The organism is Streptomyces sp. NPDC001137 (assembly GCF_040298885.1).
Classification (GTDB): Bacteria; Actinomycetota; Actinomycetes; order Streptomycetales; family Streptomycetaceae; genus Streptomyces.
Genome location: NZ_JBEPBA010000013.1, coordinates 60,365 through 86,079 on the forward strand (window position 1 = coordinate 60,365; position 25,715 = coordinate 86,079).

Below are 25,715 nucleotides of genomic sequence, written 5' to 3' on the forward strand. Positions count from 1 at the left end.
TGGAGACGGACCCGGCCCTCTTGCGTGCTCAGGACGTCACATCACCGCGCTGGAGCTGCTGCTCTGCGGTGCACTCGCCGAACTGGTCGTCGACGCCGGGGCGCTGGAGGACGCGGGGGCGCTGGACGCCGGGCCGCTGGCCGACGTGGACGTCGTCGGGGACGACGGCGGCGCCGAGGTCGGCGTGGGCGTCGGGGAGGGAGACGACGGAGGCGTGGACGACGGCGGCGTCGTCGGCGGCTTGGTCGTCGGACTCGACGACGGCGGCTTCGAAGTCGCCGTATGCGAAGGCGAGCTCGACGAACCGCCCCCCGAGCCCTTCGTGCCGCTCGGCTTGTCCGACGGCTGAGTCGTGCTCGACGGCGGCGTCGGGTCGTCCGAGGTGCCGTACGTTCCGTCGGGGCCCGGGTCCGTGGGGCGGCTGGTCGCGGTGCCCGTGTCGCCGTTGCCGGAGTCGTTCTTCGGCGTGTCGGCGCCCAGGCTGCCGTCGTCGATGCCCTGGCTGGCGGACGGGTTGACCCCGACCTTGTCGGAGGGGTTGTTGGCGTCGTTGTTGGACGTGGCGCCGAGTGTCACGACGGTGCCGAGCACGGCGGCGAGCAGTGCGCCCGCGCCGGCCGCGACGAGGTTGCGCCGGGCGAGGCCGCGGATGCCGCCGCGGTGGCTCTTGGCCGGGTGACCGGACATGGCCCGGTTGACGACGATGGTCGAGGTCTCGCCGGACGAGGGCGGCGGGCTCGCCGCGAACGCGGCCGGCACTCCGCCGGGCGGCGACTGGGACTCCTCGTAGCGTGCGTCCGGGACCTCCTCACCGGCCGTCGAGCCGAGGCCCGGCGTGGTGCCGGAGCGGTCGGAGACCAGGGCGAGGGCGCGGCGGCCCGCGACCGTGCCCCGCTTGTCGGCGAGCGCGCCGCGCAGCCCGATGGAGGACTCCAGCTCGGCGCGGGCCCGGTCGAGCTGTCCGCCGCAGAGCGCCAGGATGCCCAACTCGTGGTGGAAGTAGGCCTGTTCGGACACCTCGCCGGCGAGCCGGGAGGCCTCGGCACCGGACCGCAGCGCCCGTTCCCAGGCGCCCCAGTGCAGGCCGGCGGCGAACGCGGGCGCCGCCGTGCGGGCCAGCCGGACGGTGATGCTCTCCTCGTCCTCGGCCGGCGCGGTCGTGCCCGGCACCAGGACGCCGAGCGCGGCGAGCAGGGCGTCGGCCTCGGCGCACACCCGCTCGGGGGTGACCGAGGGGTGCCCCGCCCACCAGGCGTAGTGCTGGGCGGCGGCCAGGGCCTGCGTCTCGATGTCGTCGCCGTATCCGGCGGCCTCGAGCTGGGCGAGGACCCCGGCGGCGAGCCGGTAGCGGGAACCGACCGCGGAGACCAGTCCGCAGGAGGCCAGTTCGCCGAGGGCGGCGTCCGCATGGGTGTCGCCGACCAGCGCGGGCAGATGCGCCTGGTGCGGCACCTCGCCGCCGAGCGCGACGGCGAACCGCAGCGTGGCACGCGCCGAGGCGCTGAGCCGCGAGGCCAGCAGCGGCGCGGGCGCGGCGGCCTCGCCGAGCGACGGCAGGGGTACCTCGTCGCCGTCCTCGGTGTCGAGCGAGACGTCGAAGGGCGCGTCCGCGGGGATCGCGTCCTCGAACACCCCGAAGGCCTCGACGGCGCTGGTCCCGGCACGCTGCTGGTCGCCCTGGCGCAGCAGGGCACCGGCCTGGACGAACCGCAGCGGCAGGCCCTCGGACTCGAACCAGAGGTCGCCGGCCCAGTTGGCCTCCTCCTCCGTCAGCACCCGGCCGACGGCGCGCTCGATGAGCTCCACACCGCCCGCACGGTCGAGACCGCCGAGGAAGACCTCTTCGAGGGTGGAGTCGGCGGAGGGCGCGGGCACCTCGGGCGTCGCGCCGATCACGAAGGCGCACTCGGGCGTCGCGTCCAGCAGCTCGTCGAGACCGGCGCCGCCGAACTCGACGTCGTCGAGGACGACGACCGCCCCGATCTCCCGGACCAGTTCGAGCAGTTCGTCCCGTTCCGGGCGGTGCAGGGGCGCGTTGTAGACGGCGTAGAAGAGGTCGTACAGCAGGTCGCTCGCCGTGCGGTGGAAGCCGCTGAGGCGGACGACGCCGTCGGGGGCCAGGTCCGTGCAGTCCTCGGCGACCAGGTCGAGGAGCGCGGTACGGCCGGAGCCGGCGGGGCCGGTGAGACGCACGGAACGGCCGCGGGCCAGCAGCCGGACCAGCCGCTCGCGCTCGTCCTGGCGTTCCAGGAGGTGCAGCGAGGGCCGGGCCGGTCCCGGCGGGACGGGCGGCTTGGCCGCGCGGTTCACCTCGGCACGCTCGGCCGCCGTGAACTTCTCGGGCCGCCCCGGGCGCTCGCCCGGCGGGCAGGCCTCTATCTCACTGCCGTCGACGGGGTTGACGGTGAGCAGGTAGTCGCCCGTGACGAGCTGCACCGTGCGTGCGAGCGCGGGCGAGTGCTGGCCGAAGTCGGGTGTGAGGGGGTCCCTGGGCGGGCGCTGGCGCGGCGCGCTGCCGTCGCCTTCATGGCCGTACTCCTCGGGTCCCCGCGTGTTCGGGTCCATAGGTTCAAGCCCCCCAAAAGCGTCGTGTGTGCCTCGAGCCCCTCCCGGCCTTGCTGCACACCGCGCTGTCGCTTCTGGTCCGGACCCGCTTGCAGGGATGTCAGGCAGCGGGCGACCGAACCCTAAACCTTCGCTCAGTATCTACGACAGTCCGGAGTACCGCGCCGTGCGAGACGTCACAGTCTTGCGAGGATCACACTGATGGGTCACACGCGGGGCAGTGACTCCACCCCGATGCCACCCTCGATCGCCAGGATCCGGTGCAGCCGGGTGGCCACCAGCAGGCGCTGCATCTGCGGCGGAACGTCGCGCAGCACCAGGCGCCGGCCGCAGCGGCCGGCCCGCCGGTGGACGCCCATGATCACCCCGAGTCCGGTGGCGTCCCAGGAGTCCAGTTCGGACAGGTCCAGCACCAGGTCGCCGGCTCCGTCGTCGACGGCCGAGTGCAGGACCGTACGGGCGTCCGCCGCGCTGCGGACGTCGAGGCGGCCCCCGACGACCAGCTCGGCGTGGTCGCCCCTGATGTACATATGCGCTCCCCGAGAGTGCGGTGACGTACTCCGTGACGGTGGCTGTGCAACGTCTGACTGCTTCAGCGGCGACCAGGTTGCCGTCTGTAAGCGAACCGATACCGAATTCACCCCCGCGGGTGATACCCGCGGGGCCTGTGCGGTTTCAGTGGCTGTACGTACTGATGTGTCAGTACGTGTAGAAGCCCTGCCCGCTCTTGCGCCCGATGTCACCGGCGTCAACCATCCGGCGCATCAGCTCCGGCGGTGCGAACTTCTCGTCCTGCGACTCGGTGTAGATGTTGCTGGTGGCGTGCAGCAGGATGTCGACGCCGGTCAGGTCCGCCGTGGCGAGCGGCCCCATCGCGTGGCCGAAGCCCAGCTTGCAGGCGAGGTCGATGTCCTCGGCGCTCGCCACGCCCGACTCGTAGAGCTTGGTCGCCTCGACGACGAGGGCGGAGATGAGACGGGTCGTCACGAAGCCCGCCACGTCGCGGTTGACGACGATGCAGGTCTTGCCGACGGACTCGGCGAACTCCCGCGCGGTGGCGAGGGCTTCGTCGCTCGTCTTGTAGCCGCGGACGAGTTCGACGAGCTGCATCATCGGAACCGGCGAGAAGAAGTGGACTCCGACGACCCGCTCGGGGTGCTCGGTGGCCGCCGCGATCTTGGTGATCGGGATCGCGGAGGTGTTGGAGGCGAGCACGGTGTCCGGACGGACGATCTTGTCGAGCGCCCGGAAGATCTCGTGCTTGACTTCCAGCTTCTCGAACACGGCCTCGACGACGACGTCCGCGTCGGCGGCGGCGTCCAGGTCGGTGGTCGCGGTGATGCGGCCGAGGGCGGCGTCGGCGTCGTGCGCCTCCAGCTTCCCCTTGCTGACGAACTTGTCGTACGAGGCCTTGATGCCGTCGGTGCCACGCTTCAGCGCTTCGTCGGTGACGTCGCGAAGGACCACGTCCCAGCCCGCCTGGGCGGAGACCTGGGCGATGCCGGAACCCATCAAGCCGGCGCCGATGACGGCGAGCTTCCGTGCCACGTTTACGACTCCCCTTTGAAACGCCTTACACACCGTTTATGTCTGCCTCTTCGGCGGACCTTAGCGCTCGTGAGGTGCTGTGTGACCGGTAAGTAATGCGCGTCACGTCTCATCTGACGGACATCACACCGGGGCGGGTCATTCCGTGGCTCGGACGGCGTAGTTGAGCACCTTCTCGCCCAACAGCTCCTCGATGTCGTCGAGGAGGACCAGCACCTCTCGTGACACTTCGTGCGGATTGCGCCCCTTGACCATCTCACGGCCGATGACGCCCATCACACAGCTGTGCACCCAGCCGAGCTGACCCGCGATCAGATGCGGCATTGGGTCGTCGTCGGCCGCGCCGATGTCCTCGCGCAGGGCCTGTTCGAGATTGGCCTGAACCTCCTGCCCGATCGCCCACAGCCGGGAGCGCAGGGCGGGAGCGTTCTCGATGACGCGCATGAAGGCGGCGTATCCCGGGATCAGCCCGACCCTCGGCGAGACCGCCTCGACTTCTTCGCGGAGCTCCCTCAGGACCGCGGCCGCGGCGGACTCCCCCTTGTTACGGGCCCGGACCCAGCGGCCCATCCGTTCGACGAGGCCGGCGGAGCGGTCGAAGAAGAGGTCCTCCTTCGCCGGGAAGTAGTTGTAGACGGTGTTGACGGAGACGTCGGCGGCCTCGGCGATCTCCGCGACCGTCACCGCATCGAAGCCGCGCTCGACGAACAGTCCCGTGGCGACGTCGGAGATGTACTGCCGGGTCTGCCGCTTCTTCCGCTCCCTGAGCCCCTCTGCCATGTCCGAATCCTAGCTTTCGGTGGGCCCACTGAAAACTTGGAGTCATTGCAAAATTGGTGAGTCTCTGTTTTTCTGTGGAGCATGGCAGTCATCAGCGCGGCCGGACTGGCCCGCACCTTCCAGACCAAACGGGGCCCCGTGGAGGCCGTCCGCGGTATCGACCTCACCGTCCGCGAGGGCGAGATCCTCGGCTTCCTCGGCCCGAACGGGGCCGGCAAGACCACCACCCTGCGCATGCTCACGACCCTGCTCGCCCCGACCGGCGGCGCGGCCACCGTCGCGGGCCACGACCTCGCCGCCGACCCGGAGGGGGTACGGAAGGCCTGTGGTTACGTCGCCCAGTCGGGCGGGGTCGACGCGCAGATCAGCGTGCGGGAGGAGCTGGTCACCCAGGGCCGCCTCTACCGCCTGACCAAGCCCCAGGCGATCGCGCGCGCGGAGGAGTTGGCCCGCGACCTCGGCCTCACCGGCCTCCTCGACCGCAGGACCTCCGCGCTCTCCGGCGGTCAGCGGCGCCGCCTCGACATCGCGATGGCCCTCACCCACCGCCCGAAGGTGCTGTTCCTCGACGAGCCGACGACAGGCCTCGACCCCGGCAGCCGCGCCGACCTGTGGAACCTGATCCGCCGCCTGCGCGACGAGCACGGCACCACGGTCTTTCTGACCACCCACTACCTGGACGAGGCCGACGCCCTCTCCGACCGCCTGGTGATCGTCGACAAGGGAGTGGTCGTGGCGGAGGGCACGCCCACCGCGCTCAAGCTCCGGTACGGCGGCTCGATCGACGCGAGCCTCCAGGACACCTTCCTCGCGATCACCGGCCGCGGTCCCGCCCCCGCCGACGCCGCCCCCGTAGCCGTATAGGAATCCGATGCTGCTCCACGACACCGCACTGATCTACGGCCGCTACCTGCGCCAGTCCCTGCGCTCCCGCTTCGCGCTGCTCTTCGGCGTGCTGATGCCGCTCCTCTATCTCCTCTTCTTCGGACCGCTGCTGACGGGCCTGCCGCTCGGCGGGCGGGGCAGTTCCTGGCAGCTCCTCGTGCCGGGGCTGCTGCTTCAACTCGGTCTGTTCGGGGCGTCGTTCGCGGGCTTCTCGATCATCATCGAGAAAAGTCAGGGGGTGGTCGAGCGGATGCGCGTGACGCCCGTCAGCCGCCTCGCGCTCCTGCTGGGCCGTGTGCTGCGCGAGGCCACGGTGTTCGTCTTCCAGGCGGTGCTGCTGGTGGTCGCGGCCGTGGCGATGGGGCTGCGGGCGCCGCTCGCCGGGGTCCTGATCGGCTTCGGGTTCGTCGCCCTGCTCACCGTCTCGCTCGGCTCGCTGTCGTACGCGCTGGCGATGAAGGTGCACACCCCTCAGGAGTTCGGGCCGCTGGTCAACGCCATGACCATGCCGTCGATGCTGCTGTCAGGACTGATGCTGCCCATGTCCCTGGCCCCGGTCTGGCTGGACGTGCTCTCGCACTTCATGCCGTTCCGCTATCTGGTGGACGCCGTGCGGGACGCATACGTCGGCTCGTACGCGACGGATCACATGCTGTACGGCGTCCTGGTCGCCCTCGGTTTCGCGGCGCTCGCCGTGACAGTGGGCACACGTGTGTTCCGGACGGCCGGAGCGTAACTACGCTGGTCACATGGTCAATCTGACGCGCATCTACACCAGGACCGGCGACCAGGGCACCACCGCCCTCGGCGACATGAGCCGGGTCGCCAAGACCGATCTGCGGATCTCCGCGTACGCGGACGCCAACGAGGCGAACGCGGTGATCGGTACGGCGATCGCGCTGGGCGGTCTCGAGGAGGAGATCGTCAAGGTCCTCACCCGTGTCCAGAACGACCTGTTCGACGTGGGTGCGGACCTGTCCACACCGGTCGTCGAGAACCCGGAGTTCCCCCCGCTGCGGGTCGAGCAGTTCTACGTCGACAAGCTGGAGGCGGACTGCGACCGCTTCAACGAGCGGCTGGAGAAGCTGCGCTCCTTCATTCTCCCGGGCGGCACCCCGGGCGCGGCCCTGCTGCACCAGGCCTGCACGGTCGTACGGCGGGCGGAGCGCTCGACGTGGGCGGCGCTGGAGGTCCACGGTGAGGTGATGAACCCCCTCACCGCGACCTACCTGAATCGTCTGTCGGACCTCTTGTTCATCCTGGCCCGCACGGCCAACAAGGAGGTCGGGGACGTGCTGTGGGTGCCGGGCGGGGAACGCTAGCGGTCCGCGGCGGCGTCATTGTCCGCCCGGGCGACCGCGGACTCGGCGGCGGCCACCTTCTTCTGCATCTCCGAGTAGCCGGACGGGATGGGGGACGAGGACGGCGTGGTGGCCGCCGAGCCGTGTTCCCGGGCGCAGCCCGCGAGGAGCCCGACAGCCAGCAGCACCGCTGCCGCCGTCACCCCGGCACGCATCAACTCGTGCCCCGGTTGTTGTCCTTGCACCAGGTCCGCACGTCGGCCAGGTCCTTCTGCCGCTGCTGCAGTGTGGTGAGAAGGGACTTGCGGAAGGTCAGCCGGTCCTGGAGATAGGTGGCGATCTCGCTGTGACCCGCCGCCTTCGCGTTGTCCACCCGCTGCTGCAGCCGGGCGATCGAACCGCGCCTGTCGGCGCCGGCGTTCAGCCGCTCCAGGGCGCGGTCGATACGGTGGTCGATCTTCGGTGCCCGCTTGCACAGGGCCTCGGCCCCGTCCCCGGTCCGGGCGGCCGTGGACGCGGGCGAGGGCGTGCTCTCGGCCACGGCCGCTCCCACGCCGCCGACCAGCATCGCCGCTACGGCCGCTCCGACCACGAGCATGCGCCGGTGTCGTCGTACATACATCTCAGCCTCCGTTCCGCGGACGGCCCCCTTGGTCCGTCCGCATGCCGTGGAGGCTAGGAAGGCTCTTTGGGGAAACTCTGTGACCGTTTTGCCCCGGCTGTGCCGATCAGCCAGTCCCGGCGGCCGGGCGGGGCCGCGCCCGTGGACGGCAGCCGTACCTCGAAGCGGGCACCGACGCCCTGCGGTCCGTCCGTCACCGTGACGCTCCCCCGGTGCAGGGCCGTCTGCTGGGCGACCAGCGTCAGGCCGAGACCGGAGCCCGAGCTGCCGGGTCCGCGGGCGAAGCGCTCGAAGATCCGGGCGCGGGTCGGCTCGGGCACGCCCGGGCCCCGGTCGTCGACCGTGATCACGATCTGCTCGCCCGCCTGCCGTACTCCGACGGTCACGGTCGCCTGCCCGGCCGCGTCCCGCCCGTGGGCCAGGGCGTTGGCCAGCAGGTTGTCGAGGAGGAGGCGGATGCCGGGTGCCCAGCCGTGAACAGTCGGTCCGGGTGCCGCCTCCAGCACGATGCGGGCGTCCGGGGCTCGGCGCCGGGCCTCGGCCACCGCCGCGTCAGCCGTCTCCGTCACGTCCACGGGCCGGAAGGCCTCCACCTCGACGAGGTCGCCGCGGCCCAGTTCGCGCAGCATCACCAGCAGGTTCAGCAGCCGGGCGTGTTCGCCGCGCAGATCGGTCAGGACCTCCGTGCGGTCCGGCTCCGGCAGGTCGGGGTGGTCGACGAGGATGTCGAGGTTGGTGCCCATGCTCATCAGCGGGGTGCGCAGTTCGTGGGAGGCGGCCGCGGAGAAGGAGCGGGCCGTGTCCAGTGCCTCGGCGGTGCGGGCGGCCTGCTCGTCGTAGCGGGCGAGGACCGTGCGCAGGGTGGCGGCCAGTTCGTCGACCTCGGTCACCCCGCTCGGCTCCTCGGGCAGCCGGGCCGAGCTGGTGCGCGGGTCGAGTCCGGCGGTACGGCGGCCAAGGCGCCGCAGCGGGCCGGTCGCGCCGGTGGCGATGCCCCAGGCCAGGAGGCCGGACAGGGGCGCGGCGAGCAGCGTCGTCACCGCCACCCGGCGCCGTACGAGCCGGAGTTGGGCCTGGTCGGCGGCGTCGGGCGAGAACACCCACAGGGTCCCGGCACCGCGAGCCGTGGTGATCGGCACGGACAGCGCGCGCCAGCTGCTGCCGCCGTCCCGGACGGTCACCGGCGCGCTCGCCCGCGCCGGCAACGGCACCGAGGCGTCCGGCTGCGGGCCGCCGCTGAAGGTGGCGTCCGGTCCGATGACGCGTACGCCGACGTCCAGGGCGGCGCTGTAGAGCTGACGCTCGCGGTTGTCGGCGGCCTTGGGCCGGTTGCTGGCGCCGGCCCTCAGCAGAGCACGGGCGTCCTGGGCGACGGCCGTGGCGCGGATCCGCAGATGGTCGTCCTCGGCGACGTGCAGATCGTGCTTGACCAGCTGCAGCAGCAGCCAGCCGGAGGCGAGCACGAGAAGCGGCACGGTGCCCCCGACGGCGAGCCCGATGCGCGTGGACAGCCTCACGGCTCGGCCCTCAGTACGAATCCCACCCCGCGCACGGTGTGGACGAGCCGGGGCCGGCCGTCGGCCTCCAGCTTGCGGCGCAGATAGCTGACGAAGGTGTCGACGGCGTCCGTCCGCACGTCGAAGTCGTAACCCCACACCCGTTCGAGGAGCTGGTCGCGGGTGAGGACGAGCCCGGCGTTGCGGGCGAGCACCTCAAGCAGTTCGAACTCGCGCCGGGTCAGCTCCAGGGGCCGGCCGTCCCGCTCGGCGGTGCGGGCCGCCGGGTCGATCACCAGGCCGGCCACCCTCAGCACCTCGCCCGCGGGCGGCCTTCGCCGTAGGAGTGCCCGCAGCCGCAGCACCAGTTCCTGCAGGGCGAACGGCTTGACCAGGTAGTCGTCGCCGCCCGCCTGGAGCCCGGCGATACGGTCCGAGGTCTCGTCGAGCGCCGAGAGCATCAGGACGGGAAGATCCCGGCCGTCGTCGCGAAGCCGTTCGCACACCTCGATACCGCTCATGCCGGGCATCGACACATCGAGGACGAGGACGTCCGGGGGCGTCTCCTCGATCACCGCGAGCGCCTCACGACCGCCGTCCGCCGTCCGTACCCGAAAGCCGCTCAGCCGCAGCCCGCGCTCCAGCGAACGCCGGATCGCCGGATCGTCGTCCACGACCAGCACGGCTCCCGGGCTGCCCGTCTCGGTCATGCACCCCTCCCCTCAGCGTCTGGTCAGGGTACGGCTCTCCTCGGACGGCGCGGCAGCGTCTGCCGGGGCCTTCTTGGGCCAGATCAGATACGTCAGCGCGATCAGTCCATGGATCACGACGACCCGCAGCGCCGTCCACTCGACGGCCCGCAGCGACGAGGTGTCGCCGTCGCCGACGTACCAGATCGCGGCCGTAGGCGACCGTGAACCCGATGTACAGGGCGGCCAGTCCGTGCTCCCAGCCGGGCTTCGCCCCGTTCTTCAGGTCGACGGCCGTGACGGCGAACAGCACGAGCTCCAGCAGCGGCTCGCACAGCAGCAGCGCCACGCTCGTCCGGTGCCACTTCAGCAGGTAGCGGACGGCCGGCCCGGCGACGAGCAACACCCAGAATCCGACCTCGCAGGCGATGATCAGCGTGACGACCACGGTTCGCTCCTCTCGGTCCCCTTCCAGGCTCGCGACCGGGCCGGCGGCTTTCGTCGTCGACGATGACGAAGTCGCCGTACATCGAAAGATGCAGTTCGGGACCCTCCCCCGGCATCAAGCGCGAGGTGCGCGGGCCGTGTTGGATGGAGCCATGGCCGCACGACTCACCCGCCCGCACCGCGACGACGTCCTCATCGCCCTGGGCGGACTGGTCGGCGGGCTGCTGCTGTGTGCCGTCGGCCTCTACAGCCGCACGGCGGACGATCCGATCGCCGTGGTCGACGCCCGCCGGGCGGTCCTCGTGCCGCTCGTCGTCACCGCGGCCTGCGAACTGCTGCGCCGCACCCGCCCGCGCACCGCCCTGCTCGTCGGCACGGTCGCGATCACCGCGGACCTGGTGACCCGCGGCAACCTCGCCACCATCGTGATGTTCACGGACCTCGTCTATGCGGCCGTCCTGTACGGCAGGCTCGCCTCCGCCCGCCGCATCACCTGGATCAGCGGCCTGCTCACGGTGATCGGGACCGTCGTCCCGTATGTGGCCTGGCGCGTACCGCAGGCCCTGCTCATCGGGGCGGGCGTCGCGCTCGTCACCCTGGCGCCCGCGGCGACGGGCTGGGTCGTACGCGACCACCGTGACACCGCCGACGCCGAGCGGCTGCGCGCCGAACAGACCGCGCTGCTCGCGGAGATGGACCGCAGCCAGGCGGTCATTGCCGAACGGGCCCGGATGGCAAGGGAGTTGCACGACATGGTCGCCAACCATCTCTCCGCGATCGCCATCCACTCCACGGCCGCGCTGTCCATCGACGATCCCGTCACGTCGAGGGAGGCCCTCTTGGTCATCCGCGAGAACAGCGTCGAGGGGCTCGCGGAGATGCGTCGTCTGATCGGCATCCTGCGCGACGGCGACGGTGAGCCGAGCGCGGTCCCGACCCTCGACGGCCTCGCCGCCCTCGTCGACGGCGCCCGCGCCAACGGCCTCGACATCCGCCTCGACACCGACCACGGCACGGTCCCCGCGCCGGTCGAACTCGCCGCCTACCGCATCGTCCAGGAATCCCTGACCAACGCCCTCAAGCACGCCTGCCCCGGGAAGGTCACCGTCGCCCTCACCCAGCGGGACGGCGTGCTCGACGTACAGGTGACCAGCCCGTACGGCCACCGGGACGGCCCGCGCGCACCCGGCTCCGGCGCCGGCCTGGTCGGTATGCGGGAGCGGACGGCGCTGCTGGGCGGCACGTTCGAGGCCGGACCCGACGGCGACTCCTGGACCGTACACGCCACGCTCCCCCTGCCCGAAGGAGATTCCGAATGATCCGCGTCCTCGTCGCCGAGGACCAGTCCGCCGTCCGCGCCGGGCTCGTCCTCATCCTGGGCAGCGCACCCGACATCGAGGTGGTCGGGGAGGCGGCGGACGGCGAGCAGGCGGTGGCGCTGGCACGGGAGTTGCGTCCGGATCTCGTACTGATGGACGTCCAGATGCCGCGCCTGGACGGAGTGTCGGCCACCCGGCAGGTCGTCGGGGAGGGGCTGTCCGATGTCCTCGTCCTCACCACCTTCGACCTCGACGAGTACGTCTTCGGGGCGCTGCGCGCCGGCGCCGCCGGTTTCCTGCTCAAGAACACCGAGGCGAAGGACCTGTTGGAGGCGGTACGGACCGTGGCGCGCGGGGAGGGCCTGATCGCCCCGGCCGTCACCCGCCGTCTGATCGCCGAGTTCGCCACCACGTCCGTACGCGAACCCACGGCTGATCCCGCCGTCCTCGACAGCCTCACACGCCGTGAACGCGAGGTGCTGTCCTGCCTCGGCGAGGGCCTGTCCAACGCCGCCATCGCGGGCCGCCTCGACATGGCGGAGGCCACGGCGAAGACGCACGTCAGCCGCCTCCTCGGGAAGCTGGAACTGCGCAGCCGGGTCCAAGCGGCCGTACTCGCGCAGGAGTTGGGGATCTAGCACGGCTGCCCGGAGTGGTCCAGACCTATTGACCGATGGTCCAGACCTTTCTATTCTCGCGGCACTGTGGGCGTGAAGGCTCAGTCATGCCCCCCCAACTCCCCATAGGAGGCGCACCATGCGCTTCGGACACAGAGCCGCGGCAGGCTTCGCGACCCTGTTGCTGCCGCTGGCCGGCCTCGTCGGCCTCGCAAGCCCCGCCCAGGCCGCGACCACCGCGACGGCGACCTACGCCAAGACCCAGGACTGGGGCACCGGCTTCGAAGGCAAGTGGACGGTGAAGAACACCGGCACCACGGCCATCAGCTCCTGGACGGTCGAGTGGGACTTCCCCTCCGGTACGTCCGTCACCTCGGCCTGGGACGCGGACGTCACGTCCTCCGGCACCCACTGGACCGCCAAGAACAAGTCCTACAACGGCTCCATAGCCCCGGGCGCCTCCGTCTCCTTCGGCTTCAACGGAGCGGGCTCGGGCTCACCCTCCAACTGCAAGCTGAACGGCGACAGTTGTGACGGCGCGACGGTCCCGGGCGACGCGGCCCCCTCCGCGCCGGGCACCCCGACCGCCTCGTCCGTCACCGACACCTCGGTGAAGCTGAGCTGGTCGGCCGCCACCGACGACAAGGGCATCAAGAACTACGACGTCCTGCGCGACGGCAAGGTCGTCTCGACGGTCACCACGACCTCGTACACGGACACCGGCCTGACCGCAGGCAGCGACTACTCCTACACCGTCCAGGCCCGTGACACCGCCGGCCAGACCGGCCCGGTCAGCGGCTCGGTCGCCGTGCACACGACGGGCGGCACGACCAATCCCCCGACCTCCGGCTCCACGGTCAAGCTCGGCTACTTCACCGAGTGGGGCATCTACGGCCGCAACTACAACGTCAAGAACCTGGTGACGTCGGGATCCGCGTCGAAGATCACGCACATCAACTACGCCTTCGGCAACGTGACGAACGGCCAGTGCGCGATCGGCGACTCCTACGCCGACTACGACAAGGCGTTCACCGCCGACCAGTCGGTGAGCGGCGTGGCCGACACCTGGGACCAGCCGCTGCGCGGCAACTTCAACCAGCTGCGTGAGCTGAAGGCCAAGTACCCGAACATCAAGGTCCTGTGGTCCTTCGGCGGCTGGACCTGGTCCGGCGGCTTCGGGCAGGCGGCGGCCAACCCGACCGCCTTCGCGAACTCCTGCTACAACCTGGTCAAGGACCCGCGCTGGGCGGACGTGTTCGACGGCATCGACATCGACTGGGAGTACCCGAACGCCTGCGGTCTGTCCTGCGACACCAGCGGCGCGGCGGCCTTCAAGAACGTGATGTCGGCGCTGCGCGCCAAGTTCGGCTCCGGCGCGCTCGTGACGGCCGCGGTCACCGCGGACGGCTCGTCCGGCGGCAAGATCGAGGCCGCCGACTACGCGGGCGCCGCCCAGTACGTCAACTGGTACAACGTGATGACGTACGACTTCTTCGGCGCCTGGGACGCCCAGGGCCCGACCGCCCCGCACTCCCCGCTCACCTCGTACAGCGGCATCCCGAAGGCCGGGTTCACCACGGCCGCCGCGATGGCCAAGTACAAGGCGGCCGGCGTCCCCGCGAGCAAGCTGCTGATCGGCATCGGTTTCTACGGGCGCGGCTGGACCGGCGTGACCCAGGACGCCCCCGGCGGCACCGCGACGGGCCCGGCCGCGGGCACCTACGAGCAGGGCATCGAGGACTACAAGGTGCTCAAGACGTCCTGCCCGGCCACCGGCACCGTCGCCGGCACGGCGTATGCGCACTGCGGCAGCAACTGGTGGTCGTACGACACCCCGTCGACCATCGCCGGGAAGATGAGCTGGGCCAAGTCCCAGGGTCTCGGCGGAGCGTTCTTCTGGGAGTTCAGCGGCGACACCAGCAACGGCGAGCTGGTGAGCGCCATCAGCAACAACCTGTAAGCACCTGAGCGACGTTGACGCTCCCCCGGACGTCGTCCGGGGGAGCGTCAATGTGGCTACGCCACATTCACTCGCTGTCCGGGCGGGGCTGCCTCCAGCCACGCGAGGAAACCGGTCAGCGCGTCTTCGCTCATCGCGAGTTCGAGACGCGTGCCCCGGTGCAGACAGGTGAGGATCACCGCGTCGGAGAGCAGCGCCAGCTCCTCCTCCCCCTCGGGGAGGCGACGGCCGGCGACCTCGATCGCGGCGCGTTCCAGGATGCGGCGCGGGCGGTAGGCGTAGGAGAAGACGCGGTACCACTCGATGCGGTCGCCGTTGTACCGGGCGACTCCGTAGCTCCAGCCTTTTCCGCTCGTGTCCGTCTTCTCGGGGACGTCCCAGCGCAGCGAACAGTCGAAGGTGCCCCCGGAGCGCTGGATGAGTCTGCGGCGCAGCCCGAAGACGAACAGCCCCAGCACCACCAGGGCGACCACGACTCCGCACACAGTCAGAGCGAGGACCATCGACACCGACCTCCTCGTCTCCTAGGTACCGAAAATAGGTAACGGAACGGAAAAAACACCTATATCTGCCTCAGCCGCGGTCGGCTCCGGATTGCTCCGGTGCCGACCGCGGCTGAGTGAATTCATACAGCTCCGCGCGGGCTCAGCTCGTCGCCGCCGCGCGCAGTCGTACATCGGCGCGACGCTCGGCGGCGGCGTCGCCCTCCGCCTTCGCGCGCTCCAGCTCGCGCTCCGCACGCTGGACGTCGATCTCGTCCGACAGCTCGGCGATCTCGGCCAGCAGCGAGAGCTTGTTGTCCGCGAACGAGATGAAACCGCCGTGCACCGCGGCGACGACCGTTCCACCTTCACTCGTACGGATGGTCACCGGGCCCGACTCCAGCACACCGAGCAGCGGCTGGTGACCGGGCATGACGCCGATGTCGCCGGACGTGGTGCGCGCGACGACCAGGGTGGCCTCGCCGGACCAGACCTCTCGGTCGGCCGCGACCAGCGCGACGTGCAGCTCAGCAGCCAAGGTGGCTCCTCGGGTCACCACCCGGCGTCTCCTGCCGGGTGTTGGTTACAAGTCTAATGGGCGTGAAAGAGGGGGCGGGACGTACCCCGCCCCCTCACACATGAGCCGTAGGGCTCAATTCGAACTCAGGGAGTTCAGGAGACGCCCAGCTCCTTGGCGTTGGCCTTGAGGTCCTCGATGCCACCGCACATGAAGAACGCCTGCTCCGGGAAGTGGTCGTACTCGCCGTCGCAGATCGCGTTGAAGGCCGCGATCGACTCGTCCAGCGGGACGTCCGACCCGTCGACGCCGGTGAACTGCTTGGCGACGTGGGTGTTCTGGGACAGGAAGCGCTCCACGCGACGGGCACGGTGGACGACGAGCTTGTCCTCCTCGCCGAGCTCGTCGATACCGAGGATCGCGATGATGTCCTGGAGGTCCTTGTACTTCTGCAGGATCGTCTTGACGCGCATGGCGGCGTCGTAGTGGTCCTGCGCGATGTAGCGCGGGTCCAGGATGCGGGACGTGGAGTCCAGCGGGTCCACGGCCGGGTAGATGCCCTTCTCGGAGATCGGACGGGAGAGAACCGTCGTCGCGTCGAGGTGGGCGAAGGTGGTGGCCGGGGCCGGGTCGGTCAGGTCGTCCGCGGGGACGTAGATCGCCTGCATCGAGGTGATCGAGTGACCACGCGTCGAGGTGATGCGCTCCTGGAGGAGACCCATCTCGTCGGCCAGGTTCGGCTGGTAGCCCACCGCGGAGGGCATACGGCCGAGCAGGGTCGACACCTCGGAACCGGCCTGGGTGAAGCGGAAGATGTTGTCGATGAAGAACAGCACGTCCTGCTTCTGCACATCGCGGAAGTACTCCGCCATGGTCAGACCCGCGAGGGCCACGCGCAGACGGGTGCCCGGGGGCTCGTCCATCTGGCCGAAGACCAGCGCGGTCTTGTCGATGACGCCCGAGTCGGACATCTCCTCGATGAGGTCGTTGCCCTCACGGGTGCGCTCGCCGACACCGGCGAACACGGAGACACCGTCGTGGTTGTTGGCGACGCGGTAGATCATCTCCTGGATGAGCACCGTCTTGCCGACGCCGGCGCCGCCGAACAGACCGATCTTGCCGCCCTTGACGTACGGGGTCAGCAGGTCGATGACCTTGACACCGGTCTCGAACATCTCGGTCTTCGACTCGAGCTCGTCGAAGTTCGGGGCCTTGCGGTGGATGCCCCAGCGCTCGCCCTCGTACTTCTCGTCGACGTTCAGCACCTCACCGAGGGTGTTGAACACCTTGCCCTTGGTGAAGTCGCCGACCGGAACGGTGATGGAGTTGCCGGTGTCGGTCACCGGGGCCTGGCGGACCAGACCGTCGGTGGGCTGCATGGAGATGGTGCGGACCAGGCCGTCACCCAGGTGCTGGGCGACCTCCAGGGTCAGCGTCTTCTTCTCGCCGGCGTTGGCCGGGTCGGCCACCTCGACGTGAAGCGCGTTGTAGATGTCCGGCATCGCGTCGACGGGGAACTCCACGTCGACGACCGGGCCGATGACCCGGGCGACGCGGCCCGTGGCCGTCGCGGTCTCAACAGTGGTGGTCATTAGCGGTCACTCCCCGCGGTCGCGTCGGCCAGGGCTGCGGAGCCACCGACGATCTCGCTGATTTCCTGGGTGATTTCGGCCTGGCGGGCCGCGTTGGCAAGTCGGGAGAGCGTGGTGATGAGCTCTCCCGCGTTGTCGGTCGCCGACTTCATCGCGCGCCGCGTGGCGGCGTGCTTCGAAGCGGCCGACTGGAGGAGCGCGTTGTAGATACGGCTCTCCACGTAGCGCGGCAGCAGGGCGTCGAGGACGTCCTCCGCCGAGGGCTCGAAGTCGTACAGCGGAAGGATCTCGCCCTGCGGGGCTGCTTCCTTCGCGACCTCTTCGAGACTGAGCGGCAGCAGACGGTCGTCGAGCGCCGTCTGCGTCATCATCGACACGAACTCGGTGAAGACGATGTGGAGTTCGTCCACGCCGCCCTCGGCCGTCTCGGTCTCGATGGCCTCGATCAGCGGCGCCGCGACCTTCTTGGCGTCCGCGTACGTGGGCTCGTCGGTGAAGCCGGTCCACGACTCCGTGACCTTGCGCTCACGGAAGTTGTAGTGGGCGAGGCCACGGCGGCCGACGATGTAGATCTCGACCTCCTTGCCCTCGCGCTCCAGCCGCTCGGTGAGCTGCTCCGCCGCCTTGATGGCGTTGGAGTTGAAGGCACCGGCGAGACCGCGGTCGCTCGTGAGGAGCAGCACCGCGGACCGCGTGACCGTCTCGGCCTGCGTGGTCAGCGGGTGCTTCGTGTTCGAGCCGGTACCGACCGCCGTGACCGCACGCGTCAGTTCCTGCGCGTACGGCGTGGAGGCCGCCACCTTGCGCTGCGCCTTGACGACGCGCGAGGCGGCGATCATCTCCATCGCCTTGGTGATCTTCTTGGTCGCGGTGACGGATCGGATGCGACGCTTGTAGACCCGGAGCTGGGCTCCCATGAGTCAGGTCCCTTCCTTACGTCACTTGGCGGCGGCCGGGGCGTCCTCGCCGAGAAGCTTGCCGTCCGAGGTCTCGAACTGCTTCTTGAACTCGGCGATCGCGTCCGCGACAGCGGTGAGGGTGTCGTCCGACATCTTGCCGCCCTCGCGGATGGAGGTCATGAGGCCCTGCTCCTTGCGGTGCAGGTACTCCAGGAGCTCCTTCTCGAAGCGGCGGATGTCGGCCACCGGGACGTCGTCCATCTTGCCGGTGGTGCCGGCCCAGACGGAGACGACCTGGTCCTCGGTGGACATCGGCTGGTACTGGGCCTGCTTCAGCAGCTCGACCATGCGCTGACCGCGCTCCAGCTGCGCCTTCGACGCGGCGTCCAGGTCGGAACCGAAGGCGGCGAACGCCTCCAGCTCACGGAACTGGGCGAGGTCCACGCGGAGGCGGCCCGCGACCTGCTTCATCGCCTTGTGCTGCGCGGAACCACCGACTCGGGAGACGGAGATACCGACGTTCAGCGCGGGGCGCTGACCGGCGTTGAACAGGTCCGACTCCAGGAAGCACTGGCCGTCGGTGATGGAGATGACGTTGGTCGGGATGAACGCCGAGACGTCGTTGGCCTTGGTCTCGACGATCGGCAGACCCGTCATCGAGCCGGCGCCCATGTCGTCGGAGAGCTTCGCGCAGCGCTCCAGCAGACGGGAGTGCAGGTAGAAGACGTCACCCGGGTAGGCCTCACGGCCCGGCGGGCGGCGCAGCAGCAGCGACACGGCGCGGTAGGCGTCGGCCTGCTTCGACAGGTCGTCGAAGATGATCAGGACGTGCTTGCCCTCGTACATCCACTGCTGACCGATGGCCGAACCGGTGTACGGCGCAAGGTACTTGAAGCCGGCCGGGTCGGACGCGGGGGCGGCGACGATGGTCGTGTACTCCAGCGCGCCGTTCTCCTCCAGCGCGCGGCGGACCGACGCGATGGTGGAGCCCTTCTGGCCGATGGCGACGTAGATGCAGCGGACCTGCTTCTTCGGGTCGCCCGAGCGCCAGTTGTCACGCTGGTTGATGATCGTGTCGACGGCCAGGGCGGTCTTGCCGGTCTGGCGGTCACCGATGATCAGCTGACGCTGACCACGGCCGACGGGGGTCATCGCGTCGACGGCCTTGTAGCCGGTCTCCATCGGCTCGTGCACCGACTTGCGCTGCATGACCGTGGGGGCCTGCAGCTCGAGGGCGCGGCGACCGGACGTCTCGATCTCGCCGAGGCCGTCGATCGGGTTGCCGAGCGGGTCGACAACGCGGCCGAGGTAGCCCTCGCCGACGGCCACGGAGAGCACCTCACCGGTGCGCTGCACCGGCTGACCCTCCTCGATACCGCTGAACTCACCGAGGACGATGGCGCCGATCTCGCGCTCTTCCAGGTTCAGCGCGAGGCCGAGGGTGCCGTCCTCGAACTTCAGCAGTTCGTTGGCCATGGCCGAGGGCAGACCCTCGACCTTCGCGATGCCGTCGCCGGCAAGGGTGACCGTACCGACCTCCTCGCGCGAGGCCGCGTCCGGCTTGTACGACTGGACGAAGTTCTCCAGCGCGTCCCGGATCTCCTCCGGCCGGATCGTGAGCTCCGCCATCTGGGTTCCCTGCTCTCCTTGTTGGGCCCGAAGTTTCAACTTGGGGGTCTGGGGGCGACCCCCAGGAATCCTCTGCACGACCCAACCGGGCCGTAGGTACGTACTGCTGTACTGCTGTTCTGCTTATGAAGTTGCTGCTCAGCTCGCCAGGCGGCGGCCGGCGTCCTCGATGCGGTCCGCGATCGAGCCGTTGATGACCTCGTCGCCGACCTGCACCCGGATCCCGCCGAGGACCTCGGGGTCCACGTCGATGTTGAGGTGCATCTGGTGGCCGTAGAGCTTCGCGAGGGCGGCGCCCAGGCGCTGCTTCTGCGCGTCGCTCAGCGGCACCGCCGAGGTCACGACGGCGACCAGCCGGTCCCGGCGCTCTGCGGCCAGCTTGGACAGGGACTCAAGTCCCGCCTCCAGGCTACGTCCCCGCGGCGCGGTCACAAGGCGCGTCACAAGACGCTCGGTCGACGGGACGGCCCGGCCGCCGAGCAGCCGGTGCAGCAGCTCGATCTTGGCCGCGGTGGTGGCGGCGCGGTCGGTCAGCGCGGCGCGCAGCTCGGTGTTCGAGGAGACGATCCGCCCGAAGCGGAACAGCTCGTCCTCCACGTCGTCGAGCGCGCCCCTCTTCTGCGCGGCGGTGAGCTCGGCGGTGTCCGCCAGCTCCTCCAGCGCGTCCACCAGGTCACGGGACTGCGACCAGCGGGAGCGCACCATGCCGGACACCAGATCGGCAGTCGCGCCGCCGACCTGGGAGCCGAGCAGACGCCGGGCCAGCTCGGCCTTCGCCTCACCGGCCTGCGCCGGGTCGGTCAGGACCCGACGCAGCGACACCTCGCGGTCGAGCAGCGCGGTGACGGCGGCCAGCTCGTCGGCGAGCTTCGTCGCGTCGGCGGACGTGGAGTCCGTCAGCGCGTCGAGACGCTCGCGTGCGGCTGCCAGGGCCTCGCGGCTCGCTCCGTTCATCGGGTGGCCTCGGCCTTCTCCTCGAGCTCGTCGAGGAAGCGGTCGATGACGCGGCTCTGCCGGGCGTGGTCCTCGAGGGACTCGCCGACCAGCTTGCCGGCCAGCTCGGTCGCGAGGTGACCGACGTCCTGCCGCAGCGCGGACGCGGCGGCCTTGCGGTCGGCCTCGATCTGCGCGTGACCGGCGGCGACGATCTCCTCGCGCTGCCGCTGGCCCTCGGCGCGCATCTCGGCGATGAGCGCGGCACCCTGCTCCTGCGCCTCCTGGCGCAGACGCGCGGCCTCGTGCCGGGCCTCGGCGAGCTGGGCCTTGTACTGCTCGAGAACGCTCTGGGCTTCGACCTGAGCGGCCTCGGCCTTCTCGATGCCACCTTCGATCGCCTCGCGGCGCTCCTCCAGAACCTTGTTGATGTTCGGGAGCAGCTTCTTCCAGAAGAAGAAGAACACGATGGCGAAGGCGATGGCTCCAACAAGCAGCTCGGGGCCGGCCGGGATCAGCGGGTTCTGCTTCTCCTCGGCCGCGAGCGCTACCAGGTTGGCGATCACATCAGTGCCTTTCGTCGGAACGTGTCAGGTAAGGCGGATCAGGTACCGAACACGAACGGCATGACGATGCCGATGAGGGCGAGCGCCTCACAGAAGGCGAAACCCAGGATCTGGTTGGCGCGGATCAGGCCGGCCGCCTCGGGCTGACGGGCCAGGGCCTGCGTGCCGTTACCGAAGATGATGCCGACGCCGACGCCGGGGCCGATGGCTGCAAGGCCGTAGCCGATGGAGCCGAGCGAGCCGTGAACGGTGTCAGCAGCAAGTGTCTGGAGAGCGGACATGCCGGTTCTTCCTTCTCTTTCTTGGACCGGTGGGGGTTGGCCACCGGACGTCTCGGGGGTGCGGGCGGGTGGTACTCGGCTCAGTGGTGCTCGGCGAGAGCGCCCTGAACGTAGGAGCAGGCCAGCAGCACGAAGACGTACGCCTGGACGGCCTGTACGAAAAGCTCGAAGAGGATCATGACCACGGTCATCACGAACGAGACGCCGGCGGCCGGGATCATGTAGCTGTTCAGCAGGTACCAGGAGGCGACGGTGAACATCACCAGCATCAGGTGACCCGCGAACATGTTGGCGAAGAGTCGCACCGCGTGCGTGAACGGGCGGACCAGCAGGTTCGAGAAGAACTCGATGACCATGACGAGCGGCAGGACGCCACCGAGCGACTTGTCGTAGCCCGTGACGTTCTTGAAGAAGCCGACGAAGCCGTGCTTCTTGAAGGTCAGGGAGACCCACGTGATGTAGACGACCGCGGCCAGCACCACCGGGAAGGCGAAAACCGAGGAAACCGGGAACTGGGCCAGCGGGATCACGGACCAGATGTTCATGATCCAGATGAAGAAGAACAGCGAGACCATGAGCGGGACGTACTTCTCGCCCTCGCGCTTGCCGAGCGTCTCGTAGACGATGCCGCGGCGCACGAAGTCGTAGCCGGCCTCGGCGACCATCTGCAGCTTGCCCGGGACCACCTTCGCCTTGCTGAACGCCAACGTGAAGAACGTGACGACGAGCAGAGTGGTGATGAGGGCCAGCAGCATCACCTTGTTGAACTCGAACCCGCCGACCGTGACGATCGGCTTGAACAGGAACGAGTGCAGGCCCGGAGCCGGGAAGCCACATCCGTTGTCGGACAGAATGCGGCAATCCCACTCAAAGGCGAGCTGGGTCGGGTCAGCACTCACCGCGGGCTCCTTCGGCGTGACGCATGGGTACGGCAACCTCGTTGTGTCGGCGCGGCGCGCAGCCGCGGGTCGGCACTGGACTGGTGTTTCGGATGTGAGGGCGGCTGGGGGGCATCAAGCCTCGCGATCGATCAGGCGTCAGCTCAGATGCCCGCGCCCGCGATGCCGCAGTTGGCACCGGACGATAGCAGGAGATCCCACAAGCCTTTATCCCGCCCCTATCCCTCACGACGACGACCCTGTCTTCTCGGACTTTCCACTCTTCTCGGAGTCGGGGTCGATGTAGAAGAGCTTGGCTTTCATATGCGCACGGGCCTGCGCGGCCATCCACACGACGGTTGCGACGACGAGCGAGACGGCGAACGTCTTCGCATTGAAGAGGGTGGTGTCCTTGAAGACAGCGACGAAGATCAGGAGCAGCAGGAGCTGAGCGACGTAAAGCATCAGCCCCATGGCCTGGAACAACTGCGGGAGCGTTTTTGCCGTCCACTGCAGGACGTACAGACCGATTCCCATGAACAGGATCGCGAGCAGTGTGCCGACCGCCGCGCCGAGCGCGCCCTTGCCGCCGGCGACCCCAGCGCTGACGGCGACGACGATCGCGCCGGCAGCCGCTGCGGGCACAGCGGTATGCAAGAGGTTCCGGGCGTCATTGGACGGCATGGCGGCAACTCCGCTTTCACAGGGGGGCAGGTGTCGTCATGGACGAGCGTAGTCCCGGATCGAGAGGGGAACTCACGGCCAATGGACCGTCGCACTACGGTCCTTCAGCTCTCTCCGGGGTTCTCGTGAACCGTATCACAAACTATTTGATGCGGTCTTTACCTAGTCGGTGTGCTTGCTGTCACACATGAGAGTGACAGTGCGCGTCTGTGCAGAAACAGAACCGACTTGTCTGGTATTGGGAGACTTTGCTCCCCCACGAGTTGGCAATGCTCTAGTCAGATTCTTACCTTGCCGGTCAACGCGAGGGTCAGCGCGAGGTACCGGCCTTGCGCCGGTCCAGGAAGCGCGGACGGGAGCCGAGGGCGGTCGCCCCGTTGACCCCTGCCACACCGGCCACGACCGGTGGGCGCTGCTCCTCTTCGACCGCGGCCGCGTGAGCGGGGGTCGAGGCCGATTCCGCGACGGCCCTGCGGCGGCGGTAGCGCGGCGGCACGAAGTGCTCGGCCCAGCGCGGGGCGCGCGGGGTGAAGCGCGGCAGCAGCAGGAGCAGCAGGCCGATGGCGCAGAGGACCACGATGCCCAGCACGATCCACATGGAGGCCGAGTTGACCGAGTAGGCGAGGGCGCCGAAGGCGATCAGCGCCGACCAGAAGTACATGATCAGGACGGCCCTGCTGTGCGAGTGCCCGATCTCCAGCAGCCGGTGGTGCAGATGCCCGCGGTCCGCGGCGAAGGGCGACTGGCCGCGCCAGGTGCGGCGCACGATGGCCAGCACCAGGTCGGCGGCGGGGATCGCGATGATCGTCAGCGGCAGCAGCAGGGGGATGTAGACCGGCACCATCTGGTGCACCGCCTGGCGCTGGGACCCGCCGAACAGGCTGTCCGGGTCGACCTGCCCCGTGATGGAGATCGCGCCCGCGGCCAGCACCAGCCCGATCAGCATCGAGCCCGAGTCGCCCATGAAGATGCGCGCGGGGTGCATGTTGTGCGGCAGGAAGCCCAGGCACATGCCCATCAGGATGGCCGCGAACAGCGTCGCGGGGGCGGCGGCCTCGATGCCGTACGAGTACCAGATGCGGTAGGCGTACATGAAGAACGCGGCTGCGGCGATGCACACCATGCCGGAGGCGAGGCCGTCGAGGCCGTCGACGAAGTTGACCGCGTTGATGGTGATGACGACCAGCGCCACCGTCAGCAGGGTGCCCTGCCACTGGGTGAGCGCGACGGTGCCCACGCTCGGGATCGGCAGCCACAGGATCGTCAGACCCTGCATGACCATGACGCCGGCGGCGATCATCTGGCCGCCCAGCTTGATCAGGGCGTCGATCTCGAACTTGTCGTCCAGGACGCCGATGAGCCAGATGAGCGCCGCTCCGGAGAGCAGCGCCCGCGGTTCGTTGGACTTCTCGAAGACCTCGTTGAGGTTGGTGAGATGGTCTGCGACCAGCAGGCCCGCGCACAGGCCGAAGAACATGGCGATCCCGCCGAGGCGCGGAGTGGGCTCCCGGTGCACGTCACGGGCCCTGATCTCCGGCATGGCTCCGGCCACGATCGCGAACTTCCGTACCGGCCCTGTCAGCAGATACGTCACCGCGGCCGTGATGCAGAGCGTCAGCAGGTATTCACGCACAGGCTTCCCCACAGGTCTCGCTGGCCATCTCAGCCCCACACCCTAGCGACGCACGCATATGAATGGGGACTGCCGGGTAGCGACGATGGTTGCACGCGTGCCTGTGCACGCAGGCTGCACCCAGTGGTACGCAGGTGCGTCTACCCCCGCTCAGCCGGTGTACGGCTGAAATCTACCGGTGAGCTCGCGCACCTGATCACGCGCCTTCTGGCTCTCGGTCCCGCCGCGCAGCACATCCGCGAGCAACGAGGCGATCGAGGCCATTTCCTCCTCTCCCATCCCCTGCGTGGTCACGGCCGCCGTGCCGAGCCTGAGGCCACGGGCGTCCCCGTGCGGCAGCGCACAGCAGTCCAGCACGATTCCGGCGGCGGCGAGGCGTCCGCGCGCGGTGCGTCCGTCGACGCCGAGGGGCGCCGGGTCGGCGGTGATCAGATGGGTGTCCGTGCCGCCCGTGGTGACCACCAGGCCCTCGGCGGCCAGCAGCGCCGCCAGCGTCCGGGCGTTGGCGACCACCTGATGGGCGTACAAGCTGAACGCCGGTGTTGCCGCCTCACCGAACGCTACGGCCTTGGCGGCGATGGTGTGCATCTGCGCGCCGCCCTGGGTGAAGGGGAAGACGGCCCGGTCGACCCGTTCGGCGAGCTCGGCGCCGCACAGGAGCATCCCGCCGCGCGGCCCGCGCAGCACCTTGTGCGTGGTCGCGCAGACCACGTCGGCGTACGGCACCGGACTCGGCGCCGCTCCCCCGGCGACGAGCCCTATGGGATGGGCTGCGTCGGCGATGAGATAGGCACCGATCTCGTCGGCGACCTCGCGGAAGAGGGCGTAGTCGATGTGCCGGGGGTAGGCGATGGAGCCGCACACGATCGCCTTGGGGCGGTGCGTACGGGCGAGGGTGCGCACCTGGTCGTAGTCGATGAGCCCGGTCTCGGCGTCGACGCCGTAGCCGACGAAGTCGAACCAGCGGCCGGAGAAGTTGGCGGGCGAGCCGTGCGTGAGATGGCCGCCGTACGGGAGGCCGAGGGCGAGGACGGTGTCGCCGGGCCGCAGGAGTGCCGCGTACGCGGCGAGGACGGCCGAAGACCCGGAGTGCGACTGCACGTTGGCGTGCTCGGCGCCGAACAGGGCCTTCGCGCGGTCCACGGCGAGCCGCTCGGCCACGTCGACGATCTCGCAGCCGCCGTGGTGGCGGGCGCCCGGATACCCCTCGGCGTACTTGTTGGCCAGCGGCGAGCCCAGCGCGGCCAGCACGGCGGGCGAGGAGAAGTTCTCGGCGGCGATGAGCTGCAGCGTCGTCGACTGCCGGTCGCGCTCACCGAGCAGGATCTCGGCCAGCTCGGGGTCCTGCCGGCGCAGGACATCGGCCTCGAGGGTGTGAGTGACCGGCATGAT

26 protein-coding genes and 1 pseudogene are annotated in these 25,715 nt (G+C 69.6%); 6 read left to right on the forward strand and 21 right to left on the reverse strand.

Translation table 11 applies throughout. The annotated features are described in order from the left end of the window. Positions 1-36: 36 nt before the first annotated feature. From ABT254_RS25305 to ABT254_RS25320, 4 genes are all read right to left on the reverse strand, one after another. Complete coding sequence (locus ABT254_RS25305) at positions 37-2,565, reverse strand: P-loop NTPase family protein (RefSeq protein WP_351474256.1); 2,529 nt, start codon at positions 2,563-2,565, stop codon at positions 37-39. A 206-nt stretch (positions 2,566-2,771) separates the two neighbouring features. Next, entirely contained in the window at positions 2,772-3,095 is a 324-nt protein-coding gene (locus ABT254_RS25310) for an STAS domain-containing protein (RefSeq protein ID WP_016438220.1), read from the reverse strand. A gap of 169 nt (positions 3,096-3,264) precedes the next feature. Beyond that, a complete protein-coding gene (locus ABT254_RS25315; RefSeq protein WP_030928606.1) occupies positions 3,265-4,113 on the reverse strand; it encodes a 3-hydroxyacyl-CoA dehydrogenase family protein in 849 nt (282 codons plus the stop codon). A 138-nt stretch (positions 4,114-4,251) separates the two neighbouring features. Further along, on the reverse strand, positions 4,252-4,893 hold the full coding sequence (locus ABT254_RS25320; RefSeq protein WP_351474260.1) for a TetR/AcrR family transcriptional regulator: 642 nt from the start codon (positions 4,891-4,893) through the stop codon (positions 4,252-4,254). Between the two features lie 81 nt (positions 4,894-4,974). Between ABT254_RS25320 and ABT254_RS25325 the strand changes: the two genes are divergently transcribed. Genes ABT254_RS25325 through ABT254_RS25335 form a run of 3 tightly spaced genes read left to right on the forward strand, consistent with a single transcriptional unit; the run spans position 4,975 to position 7,100 of the window. Further along, entirely contained in the window at positions 4,975-5,757 is a 783-nt protein-coding gene (locus tag ABT254_RS25325; protein WP_351474262.1) for an ABC transporter ATP-binding protein, read from the forward strand. 7 nt (positions 5,758-5,764) lie between these two features. Then, positions 5,765-6,514 carry an ABC transporter permease gene (locus ABT254_RS25330; RefSeq protein WP_351474265.1) on the forward strand — a complete coding sequence of 250 codons (750 nt, stop codon included), beginning with the start codon at positions 5,765-5,767 and terminating at the stop codon, positions 6,512-6,514. 13 nt (positions 6,515-6,527) lie between these two features. Next, a complete protein-coding gene (locus ABT254_RS25335; RefSeq protein WP_351474268.1) occupies positions 6,528-7,100 on the forward strand; it encodes a cob(I)yrinic acid a,c-diamide adenosyltransferase in 573 nt (190 codons plus the stop codon). Here ABT254_RS25335 and ABT254_RS25340 read toward each other — a convergent pair. From ABT254_RS25340 to ABT254_RS25360, 5 genes and pseudogenes are all read right to left on the reverse strand, one after another. Then, positions 7,097-7,282 (reverse strand): hypothetical protein, encoded by a 186-nt coding sequence (locus tag ABT254_RS25340; RefSeq protein WP_351474270.1) that lies wholly within the window; start codon positions 7,280-7,282, stop codon positions 7,097-7,099. The two genes, ABT254_RS25335 and ABT254_RS25340, sit on opposite strands and share 4 nt — an antisense overlap. An 11-nt stretch (positions 7,283-7,293) precedes the next feature. After that, positions 7,294-7,701, reverse strand: coding sequence for a hypothetical protein (locus ABT254_RS25345; RefSeq protein ID WP_351474273.1), 408 nt, complete (start codon positions 7,699-7,701; stop codon positions 7,294-7,296). A 53-nt stretch (positions 7,702-7,754) separates the two neighbouring features. Continuing rightward, positions 7,755-9,218, reverse strand: a complete 1,464-nt coding sequence (locus tag ABT254_RS25350; RefSeq protein WP_351474276.1) for a sensor histidine kinase — start codon at positions 9,216-9,218, stop codon at positions 7,755-7,757. Next, positions 9,215-9,907, reverse strand: coding sequence for a response regulator transcription factor (locus ABT254_RS25355; protein WP_351474279.1), 693 nt, complete (start codon positions 9,905-9,907; stop codon positions 9,215-9,217). The genes ABT254_RS25350 and ABT254_RS25355 overlap by 4 nt, the downstream gene beginning before the upstream one ends. A 12-nt stretch (positions 9,908-9,919) precedes the next feature. Continuing rightward, positions 9,920-10,334 (reverse strand): annotated as a pseudogene (locus ABT254_RS25360) (hypothetical protein). Between the two features lie 151 nt (positions 10,335-10,485). Here ABT254_RS25360 and ABT254_RS25365 point away from each other — a divergent pair. From ABT254_RS25365 to ABT254_RS25375, 3 genes are all read left to right on the forward strand, one after another. Next, positions 10,486-11,652 (forward strand): sensor histidine kinase, encoded by a 1,167-nt coding sequence (locus ABT254_RS25365; protein WP_351474282.1) that lies wholly within the window; start codon positions 10,486-10,488, stop codon positions 11,650-11,652. After that, positions 11,649-12,290 (forward strand): response regulator, encoded by a 642-nt coding sequence (locus ABT254_RS25370; protein ID WP_351474285.1) that lies wholly within the window; start codon positions 11,649-11,651, stop codon positions 12,288-12,290. Before ABT254_RS25365 ends, ABT254_RS25370 begins: the two co-directional genes overlap by 4 nt. A gap of 118 nt (positions 12,291-12,408) precedes the next feature. Beyond that, the gene (locus tag ABT254_RS25375) at positions 12,409-14,229 is read left to right on the forward strand and encodes a glycosyl hydrolase family 18 protein (RefSeq protein ID WP_351474287.1); all 1,821 of its coding nucleotides are present in this window, start codon (positions 12,409-12,411) and stop codon (positions 14,227-14,229) included. 56 nt (positions 14,230-14,285) lie between these two features. On the opposite strand, the gene ABT254_RS25380 is transcribed toward ABT254_RS25375, so the two are convergent. The 12 genes from ABT254_RS25380 to glyA all read right to left on the reverse strand — a co-directional run bounded on the left by ABT254_RS25380 (position 14,286) and on the right by glyA (position 25,712). Then, positions 14,286-14,732: a DUF2550 domain-containing protein gene (locus ABT254_RS25380; protein WP_344399113.1), complete on the reverse strand. Its 447-nt coding sequence runs from the start codon at positions 14,730-14,732 to the stop codon at positions 14,286-14,288. 142 nt (positions 14,733-14,874) lie between these two features. Then, positions 14,875-15,249 (reverse strand): F0F1 ATP synthase subunit epsilon, encoded by a 375-nt coding sequence (locus ABT254_RS25385; protein WP_351474290.1) that lies wholly within the window; start codon positions 15,247-15,249, stop codon positions 14,875-14,877. 134 nt (positions 15,250-15,383) lie between these two features. After that, entirely contained in the window at positions 15,384-16,820 is a 1,437-nt protein-coding gene (gene atpD / locus ABT254_RS25390; RefSeq protein WP_351474293.1) for a F0F1 ATP synthase subunit beta, read from the reverse strand. Beyond that, positions 16,820-17,737, reverse strand: coding sequence for a F0F1 ATP synthase subunit gamma (locus ABT254_RS25395; RefSeq protein WP_351474295.1), 918 nt, complete (start codon positions 17,735-17,737; stop codon positions 16,820-16,822). Before ABT254_RS25395 ends, atpD begins: the two co-directional genes overlap by 1 nt. Positions 17,738-17,758: 21 nt before the next feature. Then, the gene (gene atpA / locus ABT254_RS25400; protein ID WP_351474298.1) at positions 17,759-19,348 is read right to left on the reverse strand and encodes a F0F1 ATP synthase subunit alpha; all 1,590 of its coding nucleotides are present in this window, start codon (positions 19,346-19,348) and stop codon (positions 17,759-17,761) included. A gap of 138 nt (positions 19,349-19,486) precedes the next feature. Beyond that, the gene (locus ABT254_RS25405; RefSeq protein ID WP_351474301.1) at positions 19,487-20,302 is read right to left on the reverse strand and encodes a F0F1 ATP synthase subunit delta; all 816 of its coding nucleotides are present in this window, start codon (positions 20,300-20,302) and stop codon (positions 19,487-19,489) included. Beyond that, positions 20,299-20,847 carry a F0F1 ATP synthase subunit B gene (locus tag ABT254_RS25410; RefSeq protein WP_099931313.1) on the reverse strand — a complete coding sequence of 183 codons (549 nt, stop codon included), beginning with the start codon at positions 20,845-20,847 and terminating at the stop codon, positions 20,299-20,301. The genes ABT254_RS25405 and ABT254_RS25410 overlap by 4 nt, the downstream gene beginning before the upstream one ends. 38 nt (positions 20,848-20,885) lie before the next feature. Beyond that, on the reverse strand, positions 20,886-21,128 hold the full coding sequence (locus ABT254_RS25415; RefSeq protein ID WP_099931312.1) for an ATP synthase subunit C-like protein: 243 nt from the start codon (positions 21,126-21,128) through the stop codon (positions 20,886-20,888). A gap of 80 nt (positions 21,129-21,208) precedes the next feature. After that, positions 21,209-22,027, reverse strand: coding sequence for a F0F1 ATP synthase subunit A (gene atpB / locus ABT254_RS25420; RefSeq protein ID WP_502972036.1), 819 nt, complete (start codon positions 22,025-22,027; stop codon positions 21,209-21,211). Between the two features lie 225 nt (positions 22,028-22,252). Then, on the reverse strand, positions 22,253-22,690 hold the full coding sequence (locus tag ABT254_RS25425; protein WP_351474305.1) for a Cg1360 family ATP-synthase-associated protein: 438 nt from the start codon (positions 22,688-22,690) through the stop codon (positions 22,253-22,255). Positions 22,691-23,000: 310 nt separating this feature from the next. Continuing rightward, a complete protein-coding gene (locus ABT254_RS25430) occupies positions 23,001-24,323 on the reverse strand; it encodes an MraY family glycosyltransferase (protein WP_351474307.1) in 1,323 nt (440 codons plus the stop codon). 150 nt (positions 24,324-24,473) lie between these two features. Next, positions 24,474-25,712 (reverse strand): serine hydroxymethyltransferase, encoded by a 1,239-nt coding sequence (gene glyA / locus ABT254_RS25435; protein ID WP_351474309.1) that lies wholly within the window; start codon positions 25,710-25,712, stop codon positions 24,474-24,476. Between the last annotated feature and the right edge of the window lie 3 nt (positions 25,713-25,715).

Bases quoted from the DNA above. Each gene is read 5' to 3' on its own strand.
- ABT254_RS25335 (WP_351474268.1), top strand. From the start codon at position 6,528: ATGGTCAATCTGACGCGCATCTACACCAGGACCGGCGACCAGGGCACC.
- ABT254_RS25355 (WP_351474279.1), bottom strand. From the start codon at position 9,907: ATGACCGAGACGGGCAGCCCGGGAGCCGTGCTGGTCGTGGACGACGAT.
- ABT254_RS25345 (WP_351474273.1), bottom strand. From the start codon at position 7,701: ATGTATGTACGACGACACCGGCGCATGCTCGTGGTCGGAGCGGCCGTA.
- atpD (WP_351474293.1), bottom strand. From the start codon at position 16,820: ATGACCACCACTGTTGAGACCGCGACGGCCACGGGCCGCGTCGCCCGG.
- ABT254_RS25395 (WP_351474295.1), bottom strand. From the start codon at position 17,737: ATGGGAGCCCAGCTCCGGGTCTACAAGCGTCGCATCCGATCCGTCACC.
- ABT254_RS25330 (WP_351474265.1), top strand. From the start codon at position 5,765: ATGCTGCTCCACGACACCGCACTGATCTACGGCCGCTACCTGCGCCAG.
- ABT254_RS25310 (WP_016438220.1), bottom strand. From the start codon at position 3,095: ATGTACATCAGGGGCGACCACGCCGAGCTGGTCGTCGGGGGCCGCCTC.
- ABT254_RS25425 (WP_351474305.1), bottom strand. From the start codon at position 22,690: ATGCCGTCCAATGACGCCCGGAACCTCTTGCATACCGCTGTGCCCGCA.
- glyA (WP_351474309.1), bottom strand. From the start codon at position 25,712: ATGCCGGTCACTCACACCCTCGAGGCCGATGTCCTGCGCCGGCAGGAC.
- ABT254_RS25320 (WP_351474260.1), bottom strand. From the start codon at position 4,893: ATGGCAGAGGGGCTCAGGGAGCGGAAGAAGCGGCAGACCCGGCAGTAC.
- ABT254_RS25305 (WP_351474256.1), bottom strand. From the start codon at position 2,565: ATGGACCCGAACACGCGGGGACCCGAGGAGTACGGCCATGAAGGCGAC.
- ABT254_RS25325 (WP_351474262.1), top strand. From the start codon at position 4,975: ATGGCAGTCATCAGCGCGGCCGGACTGGCCCGCACCTTCCAGACCAAA.
- ABT254_RS25370 (WP_351474285.1), top strand. From the start codon at position 11,649: ATGATCCGCGTCCTCGTCGCCGAGGACCAGTCCGCCGTCCGCGCCGGG.
- ABT254_RS25380 (WP_344399113.1), bottom strand. From the start codon at position 14,732: ATGGTCCTCGCTCTGACTGTGTGCGGAGTCGTGGTCGCCCTGGTGGTG.
- ABT254_RS25405 (WP_351474301.1), bottom strand. From the start codon at position 20,302: ATGAACGGAGCGAGCCGCGAGGCCCTGGCAGCCGCACGCGAGCGTCTC.
- ABT254_RS25375 (WP_351474287.1), top strand. From the start codon at position 12,409: ATGCGCTTCGGACACAGAGCCGCGGCAGGCTTCGCGACCCTGTTGCTG.
- atpA (WP_351474298.1), bottom strand. From the start codon at position 19,348: ATGGCGGAGCTCACGATCCGGCCGGAGGAGATCCGGGACGCGCTGGAG.
- ABT254_RS25365 (WP_351474282.1), top strand. From the start codon at position 10,486: ATGGCCGCACGACTCACCCGCCCGCACCGCGACGACGTCCTCATCGCC.
- ABT254_RS25415 (WP_099931312.1), bottom strand. From the start codon at position 21,128: ATGTCCGCTCTCCAGACACTTGCTGCTGACACCGTTCACGGCTCGCTC.